Below are 19,066 nucleotides of genomic sequence, written 5' to 3'. Positions count from 1 at the left end.
CCCGTCGCCCGCCCGTACGGCCACCCAGGAGGCGGGCCTCATCCCCGCCCGTACGACCGCCCGCACGGCATGACGAGCCCACGACCCTGGAGAGCGTTGAAACGGTCCCGCGAGAAGGCCGCGTCCGAACTGTTCGCCGCCCTCTACCCCCGCCTCGCCGGCTGGTGCCGCAGGCTGGTCGACGACGACGAGACGGCCCACGAGATCGCGTCGGAGGCGTTCACCCGGCTCTGGGCCCGCTGGACCTCCGTCGCCGAACCCCACGGCTTCCTCTACGTCACCGCGGCGAACCTCGTACGGGACCACTGGCGCAAGCTCGAACGGGAACGCCGGGCGATGCACCGGGCCACGGCCGAGGCGGCGGTGCGCCCGCAGGGCGATCACGCCGAGCAGGCCGACCCCTCGGTGCGGCTGCTGGTGCAGTCGCTGCCGGAGCGACTGCGCGTCCCGATCCTGCTGCACTACTACGCTGACATGCCGATCCGGGAGGTGTCCGTCCTGACCGGACGCAAGGAAGGAACCGTCAAGGCCGATCTCCACGCGGCCCGCGAACTGCTCCGCGCCCATCTGAGGAGAAGCCTTGATCACACACGCTGACGACGGCCCGGAGTTCGAGCCCGACGATCCGCTGGCCGTCGTCCTGCGCCCGCCCGCCGAGCTCCTCGGCCCGCCGTCCGGCCGCTACGAGGCGATCCGCCGCACCGCGGCCCGCCGCCGTCTGCTGCGTGCCGCCGCCGGAACCGCTGTGACCTGCGCGGTGGCCGCCCTCATCACCGTCCCCACGCTGTTCTCCACGTCCGGGACGCGCACGCCCCCGTCGCCGCCGCTCGCCCCGCCGCCGGCGAGCAGTCCCGCTCCCACGCACCCCCGCGCCAAATCGCCCACGCCCGTCACCCCTGTTCCCGCCGAGGACTCCTCCACCGGCCCGTCCGCGGCGCCGGGCGCGTCCTCCCCGACCGAGGAGCCCTCGGCGGTGCCGACCCCGTCCACGGCCCCGTCGGCGACCGATTCACAGTGAAGGCCGCCGGCCGCTGCGTGGCAACGGTCGTCTCACCCTCGTACCGAACGGCCGTCGGGGCTGAACTCCCGCGTCAGCGAACGGAGTTCGCGGAGCACCGGCGCGTCCGTGCCCTCCAGGGCGGTCAGCGCGCCGCGCCAGTGACGCTGGGCCGCCCCGTCCTCCCCGAGGGCCCGCAGGACATGCCCGTACTCGTACTCGGCGAGGCCCCGCCCGTACGCGTCGCCGCGCTCGGCGGCATCCCGCAGCAGCGCCCCGCACGCCTCCCGCGCCGGGTCGAGGCGGCCGAGGGCCCGCAGCGCCTGCGCCCGGCCCAGCCGGGTCTCCCGCTCGGCGTTCCAGTGGGCCGCGCCGGACGCCATGACGCGCAGCGCGTCGTCGAAGCTCCGCAGCGCTCGGGCGGGTTCGCCGAGGGCGAGTTGGGCGCGGCCCGTGTTGCAGAGGGCGACCTGCTCGATCACGGTGCTCCCCGCCCGTCGGGCCAGTTCCCGGCTGCGCCGGTGGAGGGGGACGGCCGAGCGGGGGTCGGTGAGTTCGGCGACGTACCCCTGATGTCCGGCGAGGAGCGCCTCCTCGGCGGGGGCGAGGGTGTCGGGGCGCAGGGCGAGACATCGTGCCAGCGTGGCCCGGGCGTCCGCGCCCCGGCCGAGTTCCCGCAACAGGGCGGCCCGGTTGCCGAGGTGGCGCATCCTGGCCCGGTCGTCGGCGAGCCGCTCGCTCAGCCGCACGGCCTCGTCGAGGAGACGCAGCGCCTGCCGGATGCGGCCGGCCGAGTAGTGCGCGGACGCGAGGTGGCCCAGGGCCCGTCCCTCGGCCGCCGCGTCCCCGCCGGACCGGGCGAGGGTGACGGCGTGCCGCGTCAGGCGTTCGAGATCCCCTGCCCGGCCGCGATCGTGCAGATAGGGGAAAAGGGCGTGGATCAGCTCCAGGGTCCGGGCCGGGTCCAGCGGGCTGTGGGTGCGGGCCGAGTCCGACGAGGCATGAGCCAGGGCCCGGTCCAGCGGGCCGTGGGTGCGGGTCGGGTCCAGCCGGTCGTGGGTGCTGGTCGGGGCGGGTGGGCCGGGCGCGCCCGAACCGGCCAGGAAGAGCAGGTTCGCCGCCTCCAGGTCGCCCCAGGCGAGTGCCTCGGCGGCGTCGGCGAAGGCCGGACCGCCGCCGGACGGCTCGGGCGCTCCCCCGCGTCCCGGCCGCAGCGCGGCGGCGCATCGTGCGAGCCGGTGCCGGTACCAGCGCAGGGAGTGTTCGACGGCGTCGGCGTGCGCCGCCCGCGCGTCCGGCCGGGCGGCCAGTTCCCGGGCGAAGTCGCGGACCAGGTCGTGTGGAACGTAGCGGCCCCAGCCCGTCTCCTGGAGCAGCGCCACCTCCGTGAGCCGGTCCAGGGCACGCTCGGCGCTCCGCTCGGTGCGCTCCATCGCGACGGCCATCAGCGGGGCCCCGTACTCGGGCAGGTCCAGCGCGCCGATGAGGACCAGGGCCGCGGCGGCGTGGGCGTCACCCGGGTCGCCCGACCCGAGGAGCGCCTCGTGGGCCGCCAGCAGGGAGCGGCGCACGCTGAGGTCCTCGAGTTCGAGGTGGTCCAGGCGGTCCTCCTGCCGGGCGAGGCGTTCCGTCAGCCGGGCCACCGGAAGGGCCCGCCGGTTCCTCAGCCGGGCCGCGCAGATCCGGAGCGCGAGCGGCAGGTGGCCGCACAGCGCCGCCAGCCGGGCGACCGGTTCGGCGTCGGCCGCGCCCCAGGACCGGCCCGAGACCCGCTCCAGCAGCAGGGCGCCCTCGCGCGGGGAAAGCGGGTCGAGGCGGACCTGGGCGGCGGCGTCCAGCGTGGCGAGCGGCTGACGGCTGGTCACCAGGACGGCGCAGTCGGCCCCGGCCGGCAGCAGCGGGCGGATCTGGCTGACCGAGGCCGCGTCGTCGAGGACGAGCAGCGTCCGGGTCGGGGCGAGCGCGGAGCGCAGCAGCGCGGAACCGGCCGCCACGTCGCCGGGGACGCGGCGGGCGTCCACCCCCAGTCCGTGCAGGAGGGCGGCGATGGCCTCGGCGGGAGCGAGGGGGGTCCGGCCGGGGGTGGCTCCGTGCAGATCGAGGTAGAGCCGGCCGTCCGGGAACGCGTCACGGAGCTGGGCCGCGACGTGCAGGGCGAGGCCTGTCTTCCCGACCCCCGGCATCCCGCTGACCACGACGACCGCGGCCCGGTCGCGCTCCGCTTCCAACACGGCCCGGATGGTGGCGAGGGCCCCGTCACGCCCGACGAATCCGACGGGCGGCACGGGCAGTTGCTCCGGCCGTGGGAAGGCCCCGGCCGGGGCGGTGGGGGTGGGGAGGGGAAGGGCGGGCGTGGAGGACGGAGCGGTAGACGCGGTGAGCCGAGATTCGGACCCGGCAGTGGACGTGACTGCCGTGGCGGACGCAGCCGTGGACGCGGCGGTGGACGTGGATGCGGCAGTGAACGGAGCCACGGTGGCGGGAGTAGACCCGGTGGCCGGAGTGGACCCGGCGGTGGGCGTGGCCGTCGTCCCGGCCGACGGCGTCGGCGGTTCGTGCGGGCGGGCGGCCGTGCCGGCGAGCACTTCGCGGTGGGCCTCCTGGAGCGCCGGGCCCGGCTCGACGCCCAGTTCCTCGACCAGGGTGCGGCGCAGGGAGCGGAAGTGGGCCAGTGCCTCGGCCTGACGGCCCGTGCGGCCGAGGACGAGCATCAGCCGGCGGTGGAGCGTCTCCCGGAACGGATGCTCCTCGACCAGGGCGCCCAGTTCCGCGGCGAGCCCGTCGAGGCGGTCGAGGCGCAGCAGGGCCTCGAAGCGGCACTCCAGCGCCTCCACCCGCTGCTCCTGGAGATACGAGACGACGGGGTGACCGGCGAGGGCGGGCACATCGGCGAAGGGCGCGCCCCGCCACAGCGCGAGCGCGGCGCCCGCGTCCCGCACCGCCGCCCCCCACTCCCCCCGGTCACGGGCCCGCTGAGCCCGCCGTACCAGCCCCTCGAACACCTGCCGGTCCAACTCGCCGTCCCCGACGCGCAGTCGCAGACCGTGGCTCATGGTGCGCAGTCGGGTGCCGTCGCGGTCGCGGAGGCCGCGCCGCAACCGGGCGACATGGTTGTGCAGCGAGGCGGTGGCCGTGGGCGGCGGCTCCTCGCCCCACAGCACCTCCCTCACCGATTCCAGCGGCACGGTCCGGTCGGGCTCCAGCAACAGGGCGGCCAGCAACGCCCGGGATTTGGCCCCTCGCAGGACGACGGCCCCACCGTCGTCCCCGACGACCGTCACCGCTCCCAGTACTCCGAACCTCACCTGTACCCCCCCGCGCCGGACGCGGAACAGCGGGCGCCCGGCGTACGACGTCGATCGAACAGCACCCCCATCCTCGTGCACTGCGGGCCCGTCCTCAAAGGGCGTTCATGTCGCCGCCGTTAGCGGCCCGTTGGTGGCCCGTTGAGGGCGGTCGGCACCATGCGGCGAGTCACCGAGCCGAGAGACGAGAGAGAGGCCGATGCCCATGTCCACACGCCTGATACGGACGACGCTGGCCGGCGTGACAGCGATCGCGGCGGTGGGAACGGCCCTGTCGGCCACCTCCGCGTCCGCGGCCGGCCCCCCGACGCCCACCGCCCAGTCCGCCCGGTCCGCCTGGTCCGACCACTTCGCCACCCGGTCCACCCCGCCCGCCCGTTCCGACCACGCCGCCACCCGGACAGCCATGGACGCCGCCGTCGCCGCCGGCGTGCCGGGCGTCGTCGCGGAGGTGCGCGACGCCCACGGGGTGTGGAAGGCGGCCTCGGGCGTCGCCGACCTGACCACGCGGCAACCGCGGGGAACCGGGGACGCGTTCCGTACCGGAAGCGTCACCAAGTCGCTCGTGGCCACCGTCCTGCTCCAGCTCCAGGCGGAGGGGAGACTCGACCTCGACGCGGCCGTCGACCGCTATCTGCCCGGCCTCGTCCGGGGCAACGGCCACGACGGTACGAAGATCACCGTGCGTCAGCTGATGAACCACACCAGCGGCATCTTCAACTTCACCGAGGACGCCACCTTCGTGAAGCAGGTGCTCGGCATCGAGTTCCTGAAGACGCGCTACGACGACTGGACCCCGGAGCAGGTCATCGCCCTCGCCCTGCGGAACCCTCCCCAGTTCGAACCGGGCACCTCCTGGAGGTACTCCAACACCAACTACCTCCTGCTCGGCCTGATCATCGAGAAGCTGACCGGCAGGCCCTACGCCGACGAGATCGAACGGCGTGTCACCCGGCCCCTGGGGATGCGCGCCACGTACTTCCCCGGCACGGACCCGCACGTGCCGGCGCCCACCCGCCACTACTCCACCTTCACGGAGGACCCCGGCACGACCTACGACGTCACCGAGCTCAATCCGTCGTGGGCCTGGGCGGCGGGCGAGATGATCACCACCGCGTCCGACCTCAACCGCTTCTACACCGCCCTGTTCACCGGCCGGCTGCTGCACCCGGCCCAGCTGCGGCAGATGACCACCACGGTCCCGACCGAGGGCAACCTCCCGAGCCAGCGCTACGGTCTCGGCCTCATCGAGTACGAGACGACCTGCGGCATCAAGGTCTGGGGCCATTCGGGCGGCATCCACGGCTCCTCCACCCAGTCCTTCGGCACCCGGGACGGCCGCCACATGATCACCCTGAACTTCAACGGCGACTGGGTGGGCGGCGGCAAGAAGGTCGTCTCAGCCGAGTTCTGCCCGCCCCAGACCCCGGCGTCACCCACCGCATCCGGGTGAGGGTTGCCCTGCCTCGCGGGAGGGTGACTCTGGGCGCGGCGCCTGGAGGACAACTGTTCACGATGCACGCCACGCCCCACCCCTCACGTCTCACGCCCCCACGCCCGTCGCGCGACGCCCCGGACCCGACGCCCGGAAGCCGATGACTCGCTCACACCTGCCCGTTGTGATCTGCCCTCACCCCTGGGCGGGAAGACGAGTTGGCCCCGCCACAGGGCTTTGAACTCCTGGCGGAATGACTCGCAAGACATCGTCGGGGCCTGGGCGGCGGGTGGCAGCCGGGTGCGAGGATGCTGTCGTGTTGGATGCGATCGACGCGGTGGACTGGGGTGCTGTTCCGGGCCATCCCGACTGGTATGACCCGGCTCGCGCGGCCCGTGGTCTGCGCGCGCTGGCGGAAGCGGCGAACCTGGTGGAGGCGGCGGAGGCTGGCTCGCTGCTCGGCGGCGGCGGAATCGTCCATGGCCACAGCGCCGCGGTGTTTCCGGCGGCCGCGGTCGCGACCCCTCTGCTCCTGGACATCGCTCAGCAGAGTCACCCGGTGGCGCGGGACGCCGCGTTGGGGCTGGTCGATGAGGCCCTATCGTCCTATCCCCACGTCGAGTACACACGGGTGACGACGTCCTACGGCACGGCAGTCCCCATCTGCTGCGCCATCGCCCATGAGCTGCTAGCTCGCACAGCGTTCCTCGCTGGACTGGGCAAGCGGGGCAGGGCACTGCTCGCCGATGCGGCCGAGCACTGGCGTTTCGAGATCCGAGAGTGTGTCGCCGAGAGCAATGACACGGCAGCCTTCGGGGCTCTGGTCGGCTGTTTTCCGGGCGGCGTGCACGCGGCGGAAGTTCACTTCGACGGCGAGATCGCTGTGCTGGACGAGGTTGCCCTCGAATACCCACCCGTGGACGGCTCCGGTGAAGCGTGTCTGCGGGTGACGGGACGGTGTCCGGCCGAACTGCCGCCCGGCGCCGTCCTGTTCCCAGCTGAGTGCGGTGAACGCGTGCACTGACCGGCCTGTGCCATTCACGGCCCATGCGGTGCTGGGGTCCTCTGCCGTCGTGGGGTGAGACGCCTCCGACCGGAGTTCTTACTCGGTGGCGATCTTCATACCGGTGCGCCTCACCCGGCCTGGTCCGCCCCGCACCTGATCGAGCGCGGGCGCTCGGCCCGAAATCCGGTGGCGGACGGAACCGCCGCGATGTCAGGCTCTGATCAGCGAAGGGGTGTAGCTCAGCCCGGCCAGAGCAGCGGATTCCAAACCCGCACGCCGCAGGTTCAAATCCTGCCGCCCCTGCACAGCGGAGCGGTCAGGTCCCATGAAGGACCTGACCGCTTTCTCATGTGGCGACGGGCCGGGCAGTGTCCGCATACGGGTCACCGGTGCGACCCACGCGAGCCCGGCCGCCTCAGACCCCCCGCCGCATGCACACCAGCTGATCCCTCGGGTCCCACGACTCGGTGACGGTGAAGCCGAGCCGTTCGTAGAGGGCGATGGCTCCGGTGCGCCACCCCCACACCGACAGCCGCAGGGCGGTCACACCGTTCTCCGCGGCGTGCGCCAGCGCGGCGCCGACCAGGCCGGAGGCGACGCCCCTGCCCCGGTGGGCGGGGTCCGTCCAGAGTCGCTTGATCTCGGAGCATCCGTCGACGGGCGCGGTCACCACGAGGCAGCCCACCGCGGTCCGTTCGCTCATCGCCAGCAGCACGGTGTCGGCGGCGAACGCGACCCGCGGATCCGTCACCTCCGCCCGGTAGCGCTCGGGCAGTTCGTCCACACCGGCGACGGTGCGGCCCTTCTCCGCCTCGGTCCGCAAGTGGTAGTCCGCCAGCAACAGGGCGGGCCCTTCCTCGTCGCCGGGGGCACGCCCCGGCCAGCGGACCACCACGACCTCGCGCTCCTCAGTCATGCCGCCAGCATCACACGCCCCGAGCCGGCCTCGAGCCCGGGCGTACACGAGAGCAACTCCCTTTGAAGGCTGCCCAAACTCTCGACACAACCCGAGTAACCGTGGGTAACCTCAGCAACGATTCACACGGCAACCGCTTTCCCCCGACCTCCACGGCTCCACTTCAGCTCCAGGAGAACTCCCCATGCGCAGACTCCTCGCCTGTCTGACGACGGCGGCCGCCGTCCTCGGCGGGCTCACCGCCGCCGCCCCCTCCGCCGCGGCAGCCCCTTCCGCCGCGACCGCCGACTCCGGCACCTTCAACGTCCTCACCTACAACATCGCCGGTCTCCCGGAGGCGATATCCAGCGCGCCGACGCCCCGCGAGCCCAGCACCACGGCGATCGGCCAACGCATCGCGTCGTACGACGTCGTCCACGCGCAGGAGGACTTCAACTACCACGCCCTCCTCTACGCCGCCGACACCGCGCACCCGTACCGCACCCCCACCAGCGGCGGCGCCGCCATCGGCAGCGGACTCAACACGCTCTCGAAACTCCCCTACGACGAGGACGACTTCGAGCGGGTGCGCTGGAACAACTGCACCCTGGGCTCGGGCGACTGCCTGACCCCCAAGGGCTTCACGTTCATGCGTGAGCGCCTCGCCGAGGGCGTCTACGTCGACTTCTACAACCTGCACACCAACGCGGGCACCAACGACGACGACCTCGCCGCCCGCAGGGCCAACCTCAGCCAGCTCACCGACTTCATCGCCACCCACTCCGCGGGCAACGCCGTCGTCGTCGCGGGCGACACCAACACCCGGTACACCCGCTCCGGCGACACCATCGCCGAGTTCGCCGCCGCCAACGGCCTCACCGACGCCTGGGTCCAGCTGATCCGCGGCGGCGTGGCCCCCGCGAAGGGCAGTGACGCCCTGGTCTGCGACCAGACCGGGACCACCGTGCCCAACACCTGCGAGGTCGTCGACAAGATCCTCTACCGGGGCAGCAAGCTCGTCTCGCTGAACGCCACGCGCTACAACAACGAGCACGCCAAGTTCCTCACCGACGGCGGTCTGATGCTCTCCGACCACGACCCGCTCACGGTGGACCTCTCCTGGTCGCGCAACGCCGCCTTCCAACTCAGCGACCAGTTCGGCGGCCCGCACGGCGACTACTTCAACGACATCGGCAGCGTCCCGGCCGGGGCCCGCGCCACCACCGTCGGACTGCGCGCCGGTACCCGCGTCGACCAGTTGAGCCTCACCCTCGCGAACGGCACCACGCTCGCCCACGGCGGCACCGGGGGCACCGCGTCCTCCCTCACGCTGGGCAGCGGCGAGTACCTCACCGCGGCCACCCTGTGCCAGGGCCAGAAGGACGGCCGCACCAGGATCTTCTCCGCCAGGTTCACCACCAACCTGGGCCGCACCCTGGCCGGCGGCACCACGACCTCCACGTGCGTGACCCGCACCGCCCCGTCCGGCTGGCAGATCGCCGGCTTCCACGGCCGCGCGGGCGCCGAGGTGGACAAGATCGGCTTCCTCTACACCCGGCGCTGACCCGGCCGACCGGCAGCGCACCTCGTCCCCGGCCGGTCGACCGGACCCGCCGGGGACGACCCGCCCGGGACGCTCGCCGGCCGACCGGCCGCGGCACGGTCACGCCGAGGGATCGGCGACCGCCAGCGGATCGAGGAACGTCAGGACGGAGGCGTCCTCCTCGATCAGCGGCACAAGGGCGGCGTTGAAGGGTTTGCCGTAGGGGGCGTCGAGGTGGGCCCGGAAGGCGTCCTCGTCCCGGTACACCTCGAAGATCCAGAAGGCGCGCGGCTCGGCCGCCCTCGTGTAGACGTCGAAGGCGAGGTTGCCTTCCTCCTGGCGCACCTTCAGGGCGTACTCCCCGATCAGGCGGGCCACCTCGTCGCGCGCCCCCTCACAGGCGGTGAACTCGGCGAGCAGGGTCTTCTTCACGGTCTCGTGTCCTTGTCGGTCGGGGGGAGTGGATGCGTATGCGCGGGTCGCCGGTAGTGGGCAGCGGGTAGCGGGGTCGCGGCTCAGACGCCCGCGACGGGCGTGAGCTGGGTCAACTGCTCCTGCCACGGCGGGTTGGGGCCCGCCACCGAGCAGGTCAGGGCCGCCACCCGGGCCCCGAACCCGCACGCCTCGGCGACTTCGTCGAGACCGAGCCGGTCCAGCCGGCCGCCGAGCAGGCCGAGGGTGCCGAGGTGGTGCAGGAGGCCGGCCGTGAAGGAGTCGCCCGCGCCGACCGTGTCGACGACCTTCGTGGCCACCGCGGGCACCCGCACCCGCTCGCCGTCGAGGGAGGCGAGGGCGCCGTCGGCACCGAGGGTGATCACGACGAGCCGTACCCCGGCGGCGTGCCAGATGTCGCAGGCCCGCTCGGGCGACGTGCCCGGCAGCAGCAGGTCCAGGTCGTCCGAGCTCAGCCGCAGGATGTCGGCGAGACCGCACCAGCGCGTCAGGCGGGCGCGGTACACCTCGGGGCGCACCAGAAGCGGCCGCACGTTGGGGTCGACGCTGACGGTGGCCCGGGCCGCCGCCGCCTCCAGGAAGTGTTCCACCACTTCACCGCCGGGCTCGCGGACCAGTGCCAGCGAGCCGGTGTGCACACAGGACGTCCCGGACAGGTCCACCCGGGCCAGTTCCTCCGGGGTCCACTGCCAGTCGGCGGTGTTCTGGGCGTGGAACGAGTACGTGGCCTGCCCGGTGGCGTCCAGTTCCGCCACCGCCAGCGTGCTGGGCTCGGCGGCGGCGACGGCGTGCGACAGGTCGACGCCCGATGCCTCCAGATGAGACCGGAACAGCCGGCCGAACACGTCCCCCGACAGCCGGGCGAGGAAGCGAGCCGGGGTGCCGAGCCGGGCCAGGGCCACCGCCGTGTTCGCGGGTCCGCCGCCGGGCAGTACCCGCAGCGCGAGTTCGTCGGCGGCGGGGGCCGGCTCGGTGAAGGCGTCCGCGACGCACTCTCCCAGAACAGTGATCCGACTCGGACTCATGGCTGCTCTCTCTCGAAAGAAGGCCCGGCAGGACCGGGCGAAGGGGGCCGGAACGACGACAGGGGGCTCACCGGCCGCTCGGGGACGACGGCCGCGTACGTTGCCGATTTGTGACGGGTGGAAGGCATTGACGTTGCCCGGATCCGGAGTCCATCATCCTCGCCATGCAGTGTCAACGATGACATAAGTCAACGATGACACCCAGGGCGGCCCAGCTCCGTGCCGCTCGCCATCCCACAGGAGTCGAACATGTCTCGCACCACTCGTCTGTCCTCCTCCCTCCTCCGAGCGGCCGCGGTCACGGGCGTCGCGGCCCTCACCCTGACGGCCTGCGGTTCCGGCTCCGGTTCGGACTCCTCCTCGGGATCCGGGTCCGGCGCCGTCAAGGTCGGCCTGATCACCAAGACCGACACCAACCCGTTCTTCGTGAAGATGAAGGAGGGCGCGGAGAAGGCGGCCAAGGAGAACGGCGCCGAACTGTCCACCGCGGCCGGCAAGTTCGACGGCGACAACGCCGGGCAGGTCACCGCTCTGGAGAACATGGTCGCCGCCGGCGTGAAGGGCATCCTGATCACCCCGAGCGACTCCAAGGCGATCGTGCCCGCGATCGAGAAGGCCCGCGCCAAGGGCGTCCTGGTCATCGCGCTGGACACCCCGACCGACCCGGAGAGCGCGGTCGACGCCCTCTTCGCCACCGACAACCTCAAGGCGGGCGAGCTGATCGGCGAGTACGCCAAGGCCGCGATGAAGGGCAAGAAGGCGAAGATAGCCACCCTCGACCTGGCGCCGGGCGTCTCGGTCGGCGTCCAGCGGCACGACGGGTTCCTGAAGGGCTTCGGCGCCTCGGACAAGGACGTCGTCTGCGCCCAGGACACGGGCGGCGACCAGGCCAAGGGCCAGACCGCGATGGAGAACTGCCTGCAGAAGGCCCCCGACATCAACGTCGTCTACACCATCAACGAGCCGGCGGCCCTCGGCGCCTACACCGCGCTGAAGGCCAAGGGCCGGGAGAAGGACGTCCTGATCGTCTCCGTCGACGGCGGCTGCACCGGCACCCAGGCGGTCAAGGACGGCAAGATCGCCGCGACCTCGCAGCAGTACCCGCTGAAGATGGCCGCCGAGGGCGTGAAGGCCGTCGTGTCGTTCGCCAAGGACGGAAAGAAGGCGTCCGGTTACACCGACACCGGCGTCACGCTGATCACCGACAAGGCGCAGGACGGGGTCAGCTCGAAGGACACCGCCTACGGCCTGGAGAACTGCTGGGGCTGAGCCCCCGGGACCGTACGACCCCGCCACTGCCCTCAGCCGGGCGGCCGTCCCTTCCCTGACCGGGGACGGCCGCCCCCTCCCCCGGTGGCGGGAGCCTCTCCCCTCGTCCTCCGACCAGGACTTCTGTCTTCCGACAAGGACTTCGCATGACAGCGACGACATCGCCGTACTCGGAGCTCAAAGCGCCGACCACGGTCCGCAGACTGCTCACGGCGCCGACCACCGGCCCCCTGGCCGCCCTTCTCCTGGCCTGTGCCTTCTTCTCGTTCTCGACCGACCAGTTCCTCACCGGCGGCAACTTCTCGCTGATCGTGCAGCAGGTCATGGTCGTGGGCACCCTCGCCATCGGGCAGACCCTGATCATCCTCACGGCCGGGATCGACCTGTCGTGCGGGGCGGTGATGGCGTTCGGCAGCATCGTGATCGCCAAGATGGCGGCCGAGGGCTCCGTCCCGCCGCTGGTCGCGATCGCGCTGGGCCTGGTCGTCTGCGGCGGTTTCGGGCTGCTCAACGGCCTGCTGGTGCAGAAGATCCCGCTGCCGCCGTTCATCGTCACCCTCGGCATGCTCAACGTGGCGTTCGCGCTGACGCACATCTACTCCGAGGAGCAGACGGTCAGCAATCTGCCCGGCCCGCTCACCGCCCTCGGCGAGACCTTCCCCCTCGGCCACACGGACATCACCTACGGCTCCCTGGTCACCATCGCCCTGTTCCTGCTGTTCGCCTACGCGCTGAGCAGCACCGGCTGGGGCCGGCACGTCTACGCCCTGGGCAACAGCGCCGAGGCCGCGCGACTGAACGGCATCCGCACCTCCCGCCTCACCGTCGGCGTCTACACCGTGGCCGGTCTGCTGTACGGCGTCGCCGCCCTGCTGCTCATCTCCCGGACCGGTGTCGGCGATCCGCAGGCCGGGCAGACCGACAACCTCGACAGCATCACCGCCGTGGTCCTCGGCGGCACCAGCCTCTTCGGCGGCCGCGGTTCGGTGCTCGGCACCTTCATCGGCGTCCTCATCGTCGGTGTGTTCCGCAACGGTCTCCAGCTGATGGGCGTCGCCTCGATCTACCAGACCCTGATCACGGGCGTCCTGGTGATCCTCGCGGTGACCGTCGACCAGATCTCCCGGAAGAAGGCACGATGACCGCGACCCCCGCCCCCACGCCCGTGCTCCAGGCCCGCGGCCTCGTCAAGCGGTACGGACACGTCACCGCCATCGACGGCGCCGACTTCGATCTGCTGCCCGGTGAGGTCCTCGCCGTCATCGGCGACAACGGCGCCGGCAAGACCAGCCTCATCAAGGCGCTGACCGGCGCCGTCGTCCCGGACGCGGGCGAGATACGGCTGAACGGCGAGCCCATCACCTTCTCCGGCCCACAGAGCGCACGCGCCCACGGCATCGAGACGGTCTATCAGGACCTCGCGGTCGCCGCGTCGATGGACATCGCCTCGAACATGTTCCTCGGTCGTGAGCTGCGCCGCCCCGGTGTCCTCGGCACCGCCTTCCGCATGCTCGACAAGAAGCGCATGCGCCAGGAGGCCGCCGAGCACATGGCCGACCTCAAGATCGGTCTGCGCTCGCTGACCCAGTCGGTGGAGACCCTCTCCGGCGGACAGCGCCAGGCGGTCGCGGTCGCCCGCGCCGTGGCCTGGGCCCGCTCGGTGGTCGTCATGGACGAACCCACCGCCGCCCTCGGCGTCAAGGAGTCGGGCCAGGTCCTCGATCTGATCCGCAGGGTCCGCGACAAGGGCATGCCCGTGGTCCTCATCAGCCACAACATGCCCCATGTCTTCGAGATCGCGGACCGCATCCACGTCCACCGGCTGGGCCGGCGGGCCGCCGTGATCAAGCCCTCCGACTACTCCATGGCCGAGGTCGTCGCCATCATGACCGGCGCACTCACCGTCGACGCGGCCGGAGATACTGTCGTTGCGGATTCGGAGGCCGCGAAGGCCGCCGGCGTCCGGGCCACCTGACAGCTCGACCCCGCTCTCCCGTCTCCGGCCGAAGGCCGCGGTCGGAGAGGAGAGCCCTTCAGGAGACGGTTTTCTCCATGGCAGCGAACCGCCGCCCCACCCTGGCCGATGTCGCCCGAGAGGTGGGGGTCAGCGCCAAGACGGTCTCCCGGGTCCTCAACGAGGACGGCCCCGTCTCCGCGCGGACCAGGGAACAGGTACTGGCCGCAGTGGCGAAGCTCGGCTTCCAGCCGAACCTCATGGCCCGCAACATCCGCGTCGGCGGCCCGGACACCACCATCGGTCTGGTCATCCCCGACCTGGCCAACCCCTTCTTCGGGGCGGTGGCCCGGGCCATCGAGGACACCGTCGGCGACCGCGGACTGACCCTGCTCATGGGTTCCTCCGCGGACGACCCCGAGCGGGAACGCGCCCTCACGGACAAGTTCCTCGCCCGCCGCGTCAGCATCCTGATCGTCGTCCCGTCCGTGGGCGCCGATCACTCCCACCTCAAGTCCCAGCGCACGGCGGGACTGCCCGTGGTCTTCCTCGACCGGCCCGGAGTCGGCCTGGTCACCGACAGCATCGTCAGCTCCAACCGGGCCGGGGCCCAGGAGGGCGTCGCCCACCTCATCGCCCACGGGCACCGCAGGATCGGCTTCGTCGGCGACCTGCCCCCGAAGCTGTACACCCGCCGTGAGCGCCAGGCGGGCTACCGCTCGGCGCTGCTGGAGGCCGGCATCCCCTACGACCGCGCCCTCGTCGCCAACGCCCACGACCAGTCGGGTGCCGAGGCCGCGACCGCCGGGCTCCTCGGTCTGGCCGATCCCCCCACCGCCCTGTTCGCGGGCAACAACATCATGGCGCTGGGCATAGTGGCCGAACTCGCCCGCAGCAAGCGCAAGGAGGTCGCGGTCGTCGCCTTCGACGACGTGGCGCTCGCCGAGGCACTGGAGCCGGCCCTGACCGTCGTCGCCCAGGACGCCGAGGAACTCGGCCGGGTGGCCGCGACCACCGCCCTGGCCCGCCTCGACGGAGACCGCGGCCGTGCCCGCACCCTCACCGTCCCCACCCGTCTGATCGTCCGGGGCTCGGGCGAACAGCCCGCCCCTCGACCGCGGCCCCGCACCGCGTAGTCCCGCACCGCGTGTGTCGCCCCCTGGTCAGCGGGGGCGACACCGGCGTCACGCGAAACTGACGCTCAGCGCCGGTGCCCGCTCCGGAACGCCCGCCACCGGGACGAGGAGCACCGCCCGCCACCGGGACGAGGAGCACGTCCTGGAACACCCCCGGCGCAGGTGCACGACCCGCCGGGGACATCGTCAAGCCGATCCGGCCAACCTCGCCCGAGGGAACATCATCTTCCTTGCGCGGAAGGCCAGTTGGGATCATCCTGTGTCGCGCCTGTGAACTCCTGTTCCTTGGAGGAACATCCGTGACATCCCACCCCCCACTGGCCCGGCCCGCCGCTCGTCACAGACGGCGCGGGCGACTCGCCGTCGGCACCCTGGTCACCGCCCTGTTCGGGCAGTTGCTCGCCGGAACCGCGGTCGCCGCTCCCACGGTCGAGACTCCGTCGCCCGGACGCATAGCCTGGGAACCCTGTGAGTCCCCCTCCGGTCAGGGCACCTTCGAGTGCGCCACCCTCACCGTGCCGGTGAACTGGAAGAAGCCGCGTGGCGCCACCATCGACCTGGCGCTCAACCGCCACGTGGCGACGAACCCCGCGCGCAGGATCGGTTCGCTCCTGATCAACCCCGGCGGCCCCGGCGGCTCCGGCGTGGACTTCGCGTTCAGCGCGCCCGAGAGCTTCTCGCCCGCGCTCCTGGAGCGCTTCGACATCGTGGGCTTCGACCCGCGCGGTGTCGCCCGCAGCAACCCGGTGCGGTGCGACGGCGACCTGGTGACGGCGCAGTCGGGACTGCTCTACCCGGACAGCGCCGCGTCCTTCACCTCCCTGCGCCGGGCGAACCGCGCACTCGGCAAGAGCTGCCGCGCCCTCACCGGTTCCCTCGTCGACCACATGGACACGGGGAGCGTCATCCGCGACATGGACGCGATCCGCGCCGGCCTCGGCGAGAAGCGGATCAGCTACTACGGCGTCTCCTACGGCACCGGCATCGGCCAGCAGTATGCCGAGCGCTACCCCCGCCGCGTCCGCGCGATGACCCTCGACTCCAACATGGACCACAGCCTGGGCAGGTGGGACTACCAGAGGACCGAGACGATCGCGATGGAGGAGTCGTACGGCCAGTTCGCCGACTGGTGCGCCCGTACGTCCACCTGCGCGCTGCACGGCCGGGACGCCCGCGCCCTGTTCGACTCGCTCTACCGGCGCGCGGCCGCCGGTGAGCTGGTCCTGCCCGGCGACCCGCCGCACACCGTGACCACCCAGGAACTCCAGGACGCGGCGTTCGGCAACATGTACGACCCGGCCTCCTGGTTCGAGTTCGCCCGGTTCCTCGCCGATGTGGACGCCGCCGCGCCCGCCGCGGCACGGGCCCTCGGGCAGCGCGGTGAGCCGACGCCGTTCCCGTACCTCCCGGTGACGTGCCAGGACTACGACTTCGACGTAACCTCGTACGGCACGCTAGCCCGCTACGAACGCGAGCTGGCCCGTCTCGCCCCGGTCACCCGACTGAGCTCCCTGGCCTGGACCGACCTGACCGGCTGCCAGAACTGGCCGACCGAGGTGACCAACCCGCCGCACCGGCTCCGCGTCGACGGCACTCCGCCGATCCTCGTGACCAACAGCCGCTACGACGTGGCGACACCGTACTCCTGGGGCTCCAACGCGGCCCGGCAGATCGGCCGCGAGGCCGTCCTCCTCACCTACGACGGCGTCGGCCACGGCGACTACTGGCTGAGCCCGTGCGCCCGCAAGGCCATCGACACGTACCTGCTCACTCTGAAGGCCCCCCGCAAGAACACCCACTGCCCCGCGATCTGGCCGGCCGCCCCCTCGGCGCAGGGCCAGTCCCCGAGCGGCGGCCTCACCAACCCCCTGCCCGACCTGCTGAGCACGGGGCGCCTCGGGTGGACGCCGACCCCCCATGCGGTTCCCTGAGAATCGTGGAATGACCGAGGTCCCCTCCCACCCGGCGGAGTGTGGGAGGGGACCTTTTGCGCCACCGGCCGCGGCCACGGCCGGCTGTGGCGCACCGGTCTCCGGAAATCCGACCTGATCGATCGACTTGTTCGCGGGACTAAGTCGATATAATGGCTTCATGGCTCACGTTTCCGCGGCCGAGCGCCGTCCTCAGCTGATCAAGGCCGCCATCGACCTCATGACGAGGGAAGGCGTGGCCGCCGGCAGCACCCGTGCCATCGCGGCCGAGCTGGGCGTCGCCCAGGCCACGGTGCACTACACCTTCGGCACCAAGGAAGACCTCTACCGCGCCGTCATGGAGCAGCTCACCCACGGTCTGATCACCCAGGTCGGACGGTCGGCGCCCTCGGACGCCGGCTTCGAGGACACGGTCGCGGCACTCGCCACCGCCCTGTGGCGGACCGTGCGCGAGCAGCCGACCACGCATCTGCTGCTCACCGAGCTGTCGATGTTCGCGCTCCGGACCCCACGGCTGAAGGAGGCCCTGGAGGGCCACTACCGTGAGGTGACGGCCGTGACGACGAAACTGGTGGCCGAGGCCGCCGAGCGTACCGGTCACCAGCTGGCCCAGCCGCCGGAGACCCTCGCCCGGTTCTTCCTGGCCGGCTTCGACGGCCTCTCGTCGCAGCGCCTCTCCCTGCCCGACGAGGAGGCCGAACTCGCCTGCCTCCAGGCCCTGGTCTCCGCCGTCGTCGCACTCGCGGACGGCCGCATGGAGTTCGTGACCCTGCCGAGGGTCTGACGAGCCGACGGCGAGCCGGGAAAGGGCCGGCGCGGACGGTGTTCCGTCCGCGCCGGCCCTTCGGCGGTTGGTCGGCGGTCTGTAGGCCCACGCGTCCCGTGCGGCCTCCTCAGGCCGCCGGCACCCGTCCGGGCTGTGCCGCGCCGGCGGTCTCCCCGCTGGCCACCGTCATCCTCAGCAAGGGCAGCGAGGCGAGGCAGGTGCCGCTCGCCAGGACGACGCTCAGCACGCCGGCCCCGGCCCCGTCGAGCACGGCGCCGACGGCCAACGGTCCCACGCCGGTGCCCAGCGCACCCGCGCCGCTGAGGGAGGCGACGAGTCGGCCGGTCGGGTCGAGGAGCGCCGCGGCGGCGAGCATCTGCACCAGGACGGCCAGTTGGCAGCCCTGCCAGAGGACGGCCGCGACGGTGAAGAACACGGGGTCATCAGTGAAGATCAGGATCGCCATCGCGACGGCCTGCCCCATGACGAAGGCGGCCATCGACCGCATGCGCCCCAGGTGCCGCGCGGTGACGGGCCCCACCACCGCGCCGACGAGTGCCACGACACTGGAGACGGCCAGGACGGCCGACACCGCCGAGTGCGACATACCGGTGTGCTGACGGCCAAGGACCGAGGCGTACGACCACGCGCCCTGGGTGACGGCCCACAGGAGCCCGGTACCGACGAGCAGCACGACCGACGGCCTCGACGCCGCCGCCCCTCGCGCATCGGCGGCCCCGGCGGCCGGTGGCGTGGGACCGGTGCCCGGCGCGGTGGGACCGGCGGGGCCGTCGGGGAGTCGGCGCAGCAGCGGCCAGGCAAGGAGGCAGCACACCGCCATGAGCAGGAAGCCGGTGCCCTCCCCCAGGTCGTGGTTGGCCATGGGGACGCCCATGATCAGCAGCGCCGTCACGCCGACGACACCGCAGATGGTGACCGCGGAGGCCTTGTCGGCGTCGTCGGTGGCGGCGAGGGCGGCCGTGGCCGCCGCGTAGACGGCGCCGAGCCCCGCGCCGAGGACCAGGTTGGCGAGGACCAGGGTGACCGGGTCGGTGACCACCGCCGCGCCCAGGAAGCCGACGCAGGAGACGGCCAGGCCCAGCCGGGCCATCCGCACCCGGCCCGGCCGCGCCGCCCGCCCGGCCAGCAGCAGCGTGACGACGGCGGTCGCCATCAGCTGGGTCGCGGCCACGAGCCCGGCGGCGGAGTCCGACAGCGCGAAGCGCGTCGCGAAGTCGTCGACGAAGACGGGCATCACGTTCGCTCCGCCGTTGCCCAGGGTCACTCCGGCGACGAGGGCGACCGCCACGCCGAAGGTGAGTGCGGAACCCGTTCGTGCGTTCACCGACCG

Annotated in this window: 16 protein-coding genes and 1 tRNA gene; 12 read left to right on the top strand and 5 right to left on the bottom strand. The window is 72.4% G+C overall.

What is annotated here, in order from left to right; all coding sequences use genetic code 11:
* Positions 1-96 precede the first annotated feature (96 nt).
* Together ACZ4Z3_RS19050 and ACZ4Z3_RS19045 are read left to right on the top strand one after the other, a co-directional pair.
* A complete protein-coding gene (locus ACZ4Z3_RS19050) occupies positions 97-597 on the top strand; it encodes an RNA polymerase sigma factor (protein WP_107460856.1) in 501 nt (166 codons plus the stop codon).
* Positions 581-1,018: a hypothetical protein gene (locus tag ACZ4Z3_RS19045; protein WP_468502067.1), complete on the top strand. Its 438-nt coding sequence runs from the start codon at positions 581-583 to the stop codon at positions 1,016-1,018. The genes ACZ4Z3_RS19050 and ACZ4Z3_RS19045 overlap by 17 nt, the downstream gene beginning before the upstream one ends.
* Positions 1,019-1,050: 32 nt before the next feature.
* Here ACZ4Z3_RS19045 and ACZ4Z3_RS19040 read toward each other — a convergent pair whose 3' ends face one another.
* Entirely contained in the window at positions 1,051-4,302 is a 3,252-nt protein-coding gene (locus ACZ4Z3_RS19040) for an AfsR/SARP family transcriptional regulator (protein ID WP_468502066.1), read from the bottom strand.
* A gap of 241 nt (positions 4,303-4,543) precedes the next feature.
* On the opposite strand from ACZ4Z3_RS19040, the gene ACZ4Z3_RS19035 reads away from it, so the two are divergent.
* The 3 genes from ACZ4Z3_RS19035 to ACZ4Z3_RS19025 all read left to right on the top strand — a co-directional run bounded on the left by ACZ4Z3_RS19035 (position 4,544) and on the right by ACZ4Z3_RS19025 (position 7,046).
* Positions 4,544-5,755, top strand: coding sequence for a serine hydrolase domain-containing protein (locus ACZ4Z3_RS19035; RefSeq protein WP_468502065.1), 1,212 nt, complete (start codon positions 4,544-4,546; stop codon positions 5,753-5,755).
* A gap of 298 nt (positions 5,756-6,053) precedes the next feature.
* Positions 6,054-6,761, top strand: coding sequence for a hypothetical protein (locus ACZ4Z3_RS19030; RefSeq protein ID WP_468502064.1), 708 nt, complete (start codon positions 6,054-6,056; stop codon positions 6,759-6,761).
* 210 nt (positions 6,762-6,971) lie between these two features.
* Positions 6,972-7,046 (top strand) — tRNA-Trp (locus ACZ4Z3_RS19025).
* Between the two features lie 112 nt (positions 7,047-7,158).
* Here ACZ4Z3_RS19025 and ACZ4Z3_RS19020 read toward each other — a convergent pair.
* Positions 7,159-7,659 (bottom strand): GNAT family N-acetyltransferase, encoded by a 501-nt coding sequence (locus ACZ4Z3_RS19020; protein ID WP_468502063.1) that lies wholly within the window; start codon positions 7,657-7,659, stop codon positions 7,159-7,161.
* A gap of 184 nt (positions 7,660-7,843) precedes the next feature.
* Here ACZ4Z3_RS19020 and ACZ4Z3_RS19015 point away from each other — a divergent pair, with 184 nt between their 5' ends.
* Positions 7,844-9,202, top strand: a complete 1,359-nt coding sequence (locus ACZ4Z3_RS19015) for a jacalin-like lectin (protein WP_468502062.1) — start codon at positions 7,844-7,846, stop codon at positions 9,200-9,202.
* Positions 9,203-9,301: 99 nt separating this feature from the next.
* Here ACZ4Z3_RS19015 and ACZ4Z3_RS19010 read toward each other — a convergent pair whose 3' ends face one another.
* Both ACZ4Z3_RS19010 and ACZ4Z3_RS19005 read right to left on the bottom strand, forming a co-directional pair.
* Positions 9,302-9,613, bottom strand: coding sequence for a putative quinol monooxygenase (locus ACZ4Z3_RS19010; RefSeq protein ID WP_468502061.1), 312 nt, complete (start codon positions 9,611-9,613; stop codon positions 9,302-9,304).
* Between the two features lie 83 nt (positions 9,614-9,696).
* Entirely contained in the window at positions 9,697-10,659 is a 963-nt protein-coding gene (locus ACZ4Z3_RS19005) for a carbohydrate kinase family protein (protein ID WP_468502060.1), read from the bottom strand.
* 249 nt (positions 10,660-10,908) lie between these two features.
* On the opposite strand from ACZ4Z3_RS19005, the gene ACZ4Z3_RS19000 reads away from it, so the two are divergent.
* The 6 genes from ACZ4Z3_RS19000 to ACZ4Z3_RS18975 all read left to right on the top strand — a co-directional run bounded on the left by ACZ4Z3_RS19000 (position 10,909) and on the right by ACZ4Z3_RS18975 (position 17,733).
* Positions 10,909-11,928, top strand: coding sequence for a substrate-binding domain-containing protein (locus tag ACZ4Z3_RS19000; protein ID WP_468502059.1), 1,020 nt, complete (start codon positions 10,909-10,911; stop codon positions 11,926-11,928).
* Between the two features lie 146 nt (positions 11,929-12,074).
* Positions 12,075-13,070, top strand: coding sequence for an ABC transporter permease (locus ACZ4Z3_RS18995; protein WP_107460849.1), 996 nt, complete (start codon positions 12,075-12,077; stop codon positions 13,068-13,070).
* Positions 13,067-13,903 carry an ATP-binding cassette domain-containing protein gene (locus ACZ4Z3_RS18990; protein ID WP_055712371.1) on the top strand — a complete coding sequence of 279 codons (837 nt, stop codon included), beginning with the start codon at positions 13,067-13,069 and terminating at the stop codon, positions 13,901-13,903. Before ACZ4Z3_RS18995 ends, ACZ4Z3_RS18990 begins: the two co-directional genes overlap by 4 nt.
* A 77-nt stretch (positions 13,904-13,980) precedes the next feature.
* On the top strand, positions 13,981-15,018 hold the full coding sequence (locus tag ACZ4Z3_RS18985) for a LacI family DNA-binding transcriptional regulator (protein WP_468502058.1): 1,038 nt from the start codon (positions 13,981-13,983) through the stop codon (positions 15,016-15,018).
* A 299-nt stretch (positions 15,019-15,317) separates the two neighbouring features.
* On the top strand, positions 15,318-16,949 hold the full coding sequence (locus ACZ4Z3_RS18980; protein WP_468502057.1) for an alpha/beta hydrolase: 1,632 nt from the start codon (positions 15,318-15,320) through the stop codon (positions 16,947-16,949).
* 160 nt (positions 16,950-17,109) lie between these two features.
* A complete protein-coding gene (locus ACZ4Z3_RS18975) occupies positions 17,110-17,733 on the top strand; it encodes a TetR/AcrR family transcriptional regulator (protein WP_468502056.1) in 624 nt (207 codons plus the stop codon).
* A gap of 109 nt (positions 17,734-17,842) precedes the next feature.
* On the opposite strand, the gene ACZ4Z3_RS18970 is transcribed toward ACZ4Z3_RS18975, so the two are convergent.
* Positions 17,843-19,060, bottom strand: a complete 1,218-nt coding sequence (locus ACZ4Z3_RS18970) for an MFS transporter (protein WP_468502055.1) — start codon at positions 19,058-19,060, stop codon at positions 17,843-17,845.
* Positions 19,061-19,066 lie beyond the last annotated feature (6 nt).

It is taken from the genome of Streptomyces sp. NPDC030296, from assembly GCF_055572815.1.
Note: the sequence above shows the minus strand (reverse complement) of the source record. Positions and strands in the feature narration are given on the sequence as shown.

Coding starts and splice junctions, on each gene's coding strand:
- ACZ4Z3_RS18975 (WP_468502056.1), top strand. CDS start 17,110: ATGGCTCACGTTTCCGCGGCCGAGCGCCGTCCTCAGCTGATCAAGGCC.
- ACZ4Z3_RS19000 (WP_468502059.1), top strand. CDS start 10,909: ATGTCTCGCACCACTCGTCTGTCCTCCTCCCTCCTCCGAGCGGCCGCG.
- ACZ4Z3_RS19020 (WP_468502063.1), bottom strand. CDS start 7,659: ATGACTGAGGAGCGCGAGGTCGTGGTGGTCCGCTGGCCGGGGCGTGCC.
- ACZ4Z3_RS18995 (WP_107460849.1), top strand. CDS start 12,075: ATGACAGCGACGACATCGCCGTACTCGGAGCTCAAAGCGCCGACCACG.
- ACZ4Z3_RS18990 (WP_055712371.1), top strand. CDS start 13,067: ATGACCGCGACCCCCGCCCCCACGCCCGTGCTCCAGGCCCGCGGCCTC.
- ACZ4Z3_RS19005 (WP_468502060.1), bottom strand. CDS start 10,659: ATGAGTCCGAGTCGGATCACTGTTCTGGGAGAGTGCGTCGCGGACGCC.
- ACZ4Z3_RS18985 (WP_468502058.1), top strand. CDS start 13,981: ATGGCAGCGAACCGCCGCCCCACCCTGGCCGATGTCGCCCGAGAGGTG.
- ACZ4Z3_RS19015 (WP_468502062.1), top strand. CDS start 7,844: ATGCGCAGACTCCTCGCCTGTCTGACGACGGCGGCCGCCGTCCTCGGC.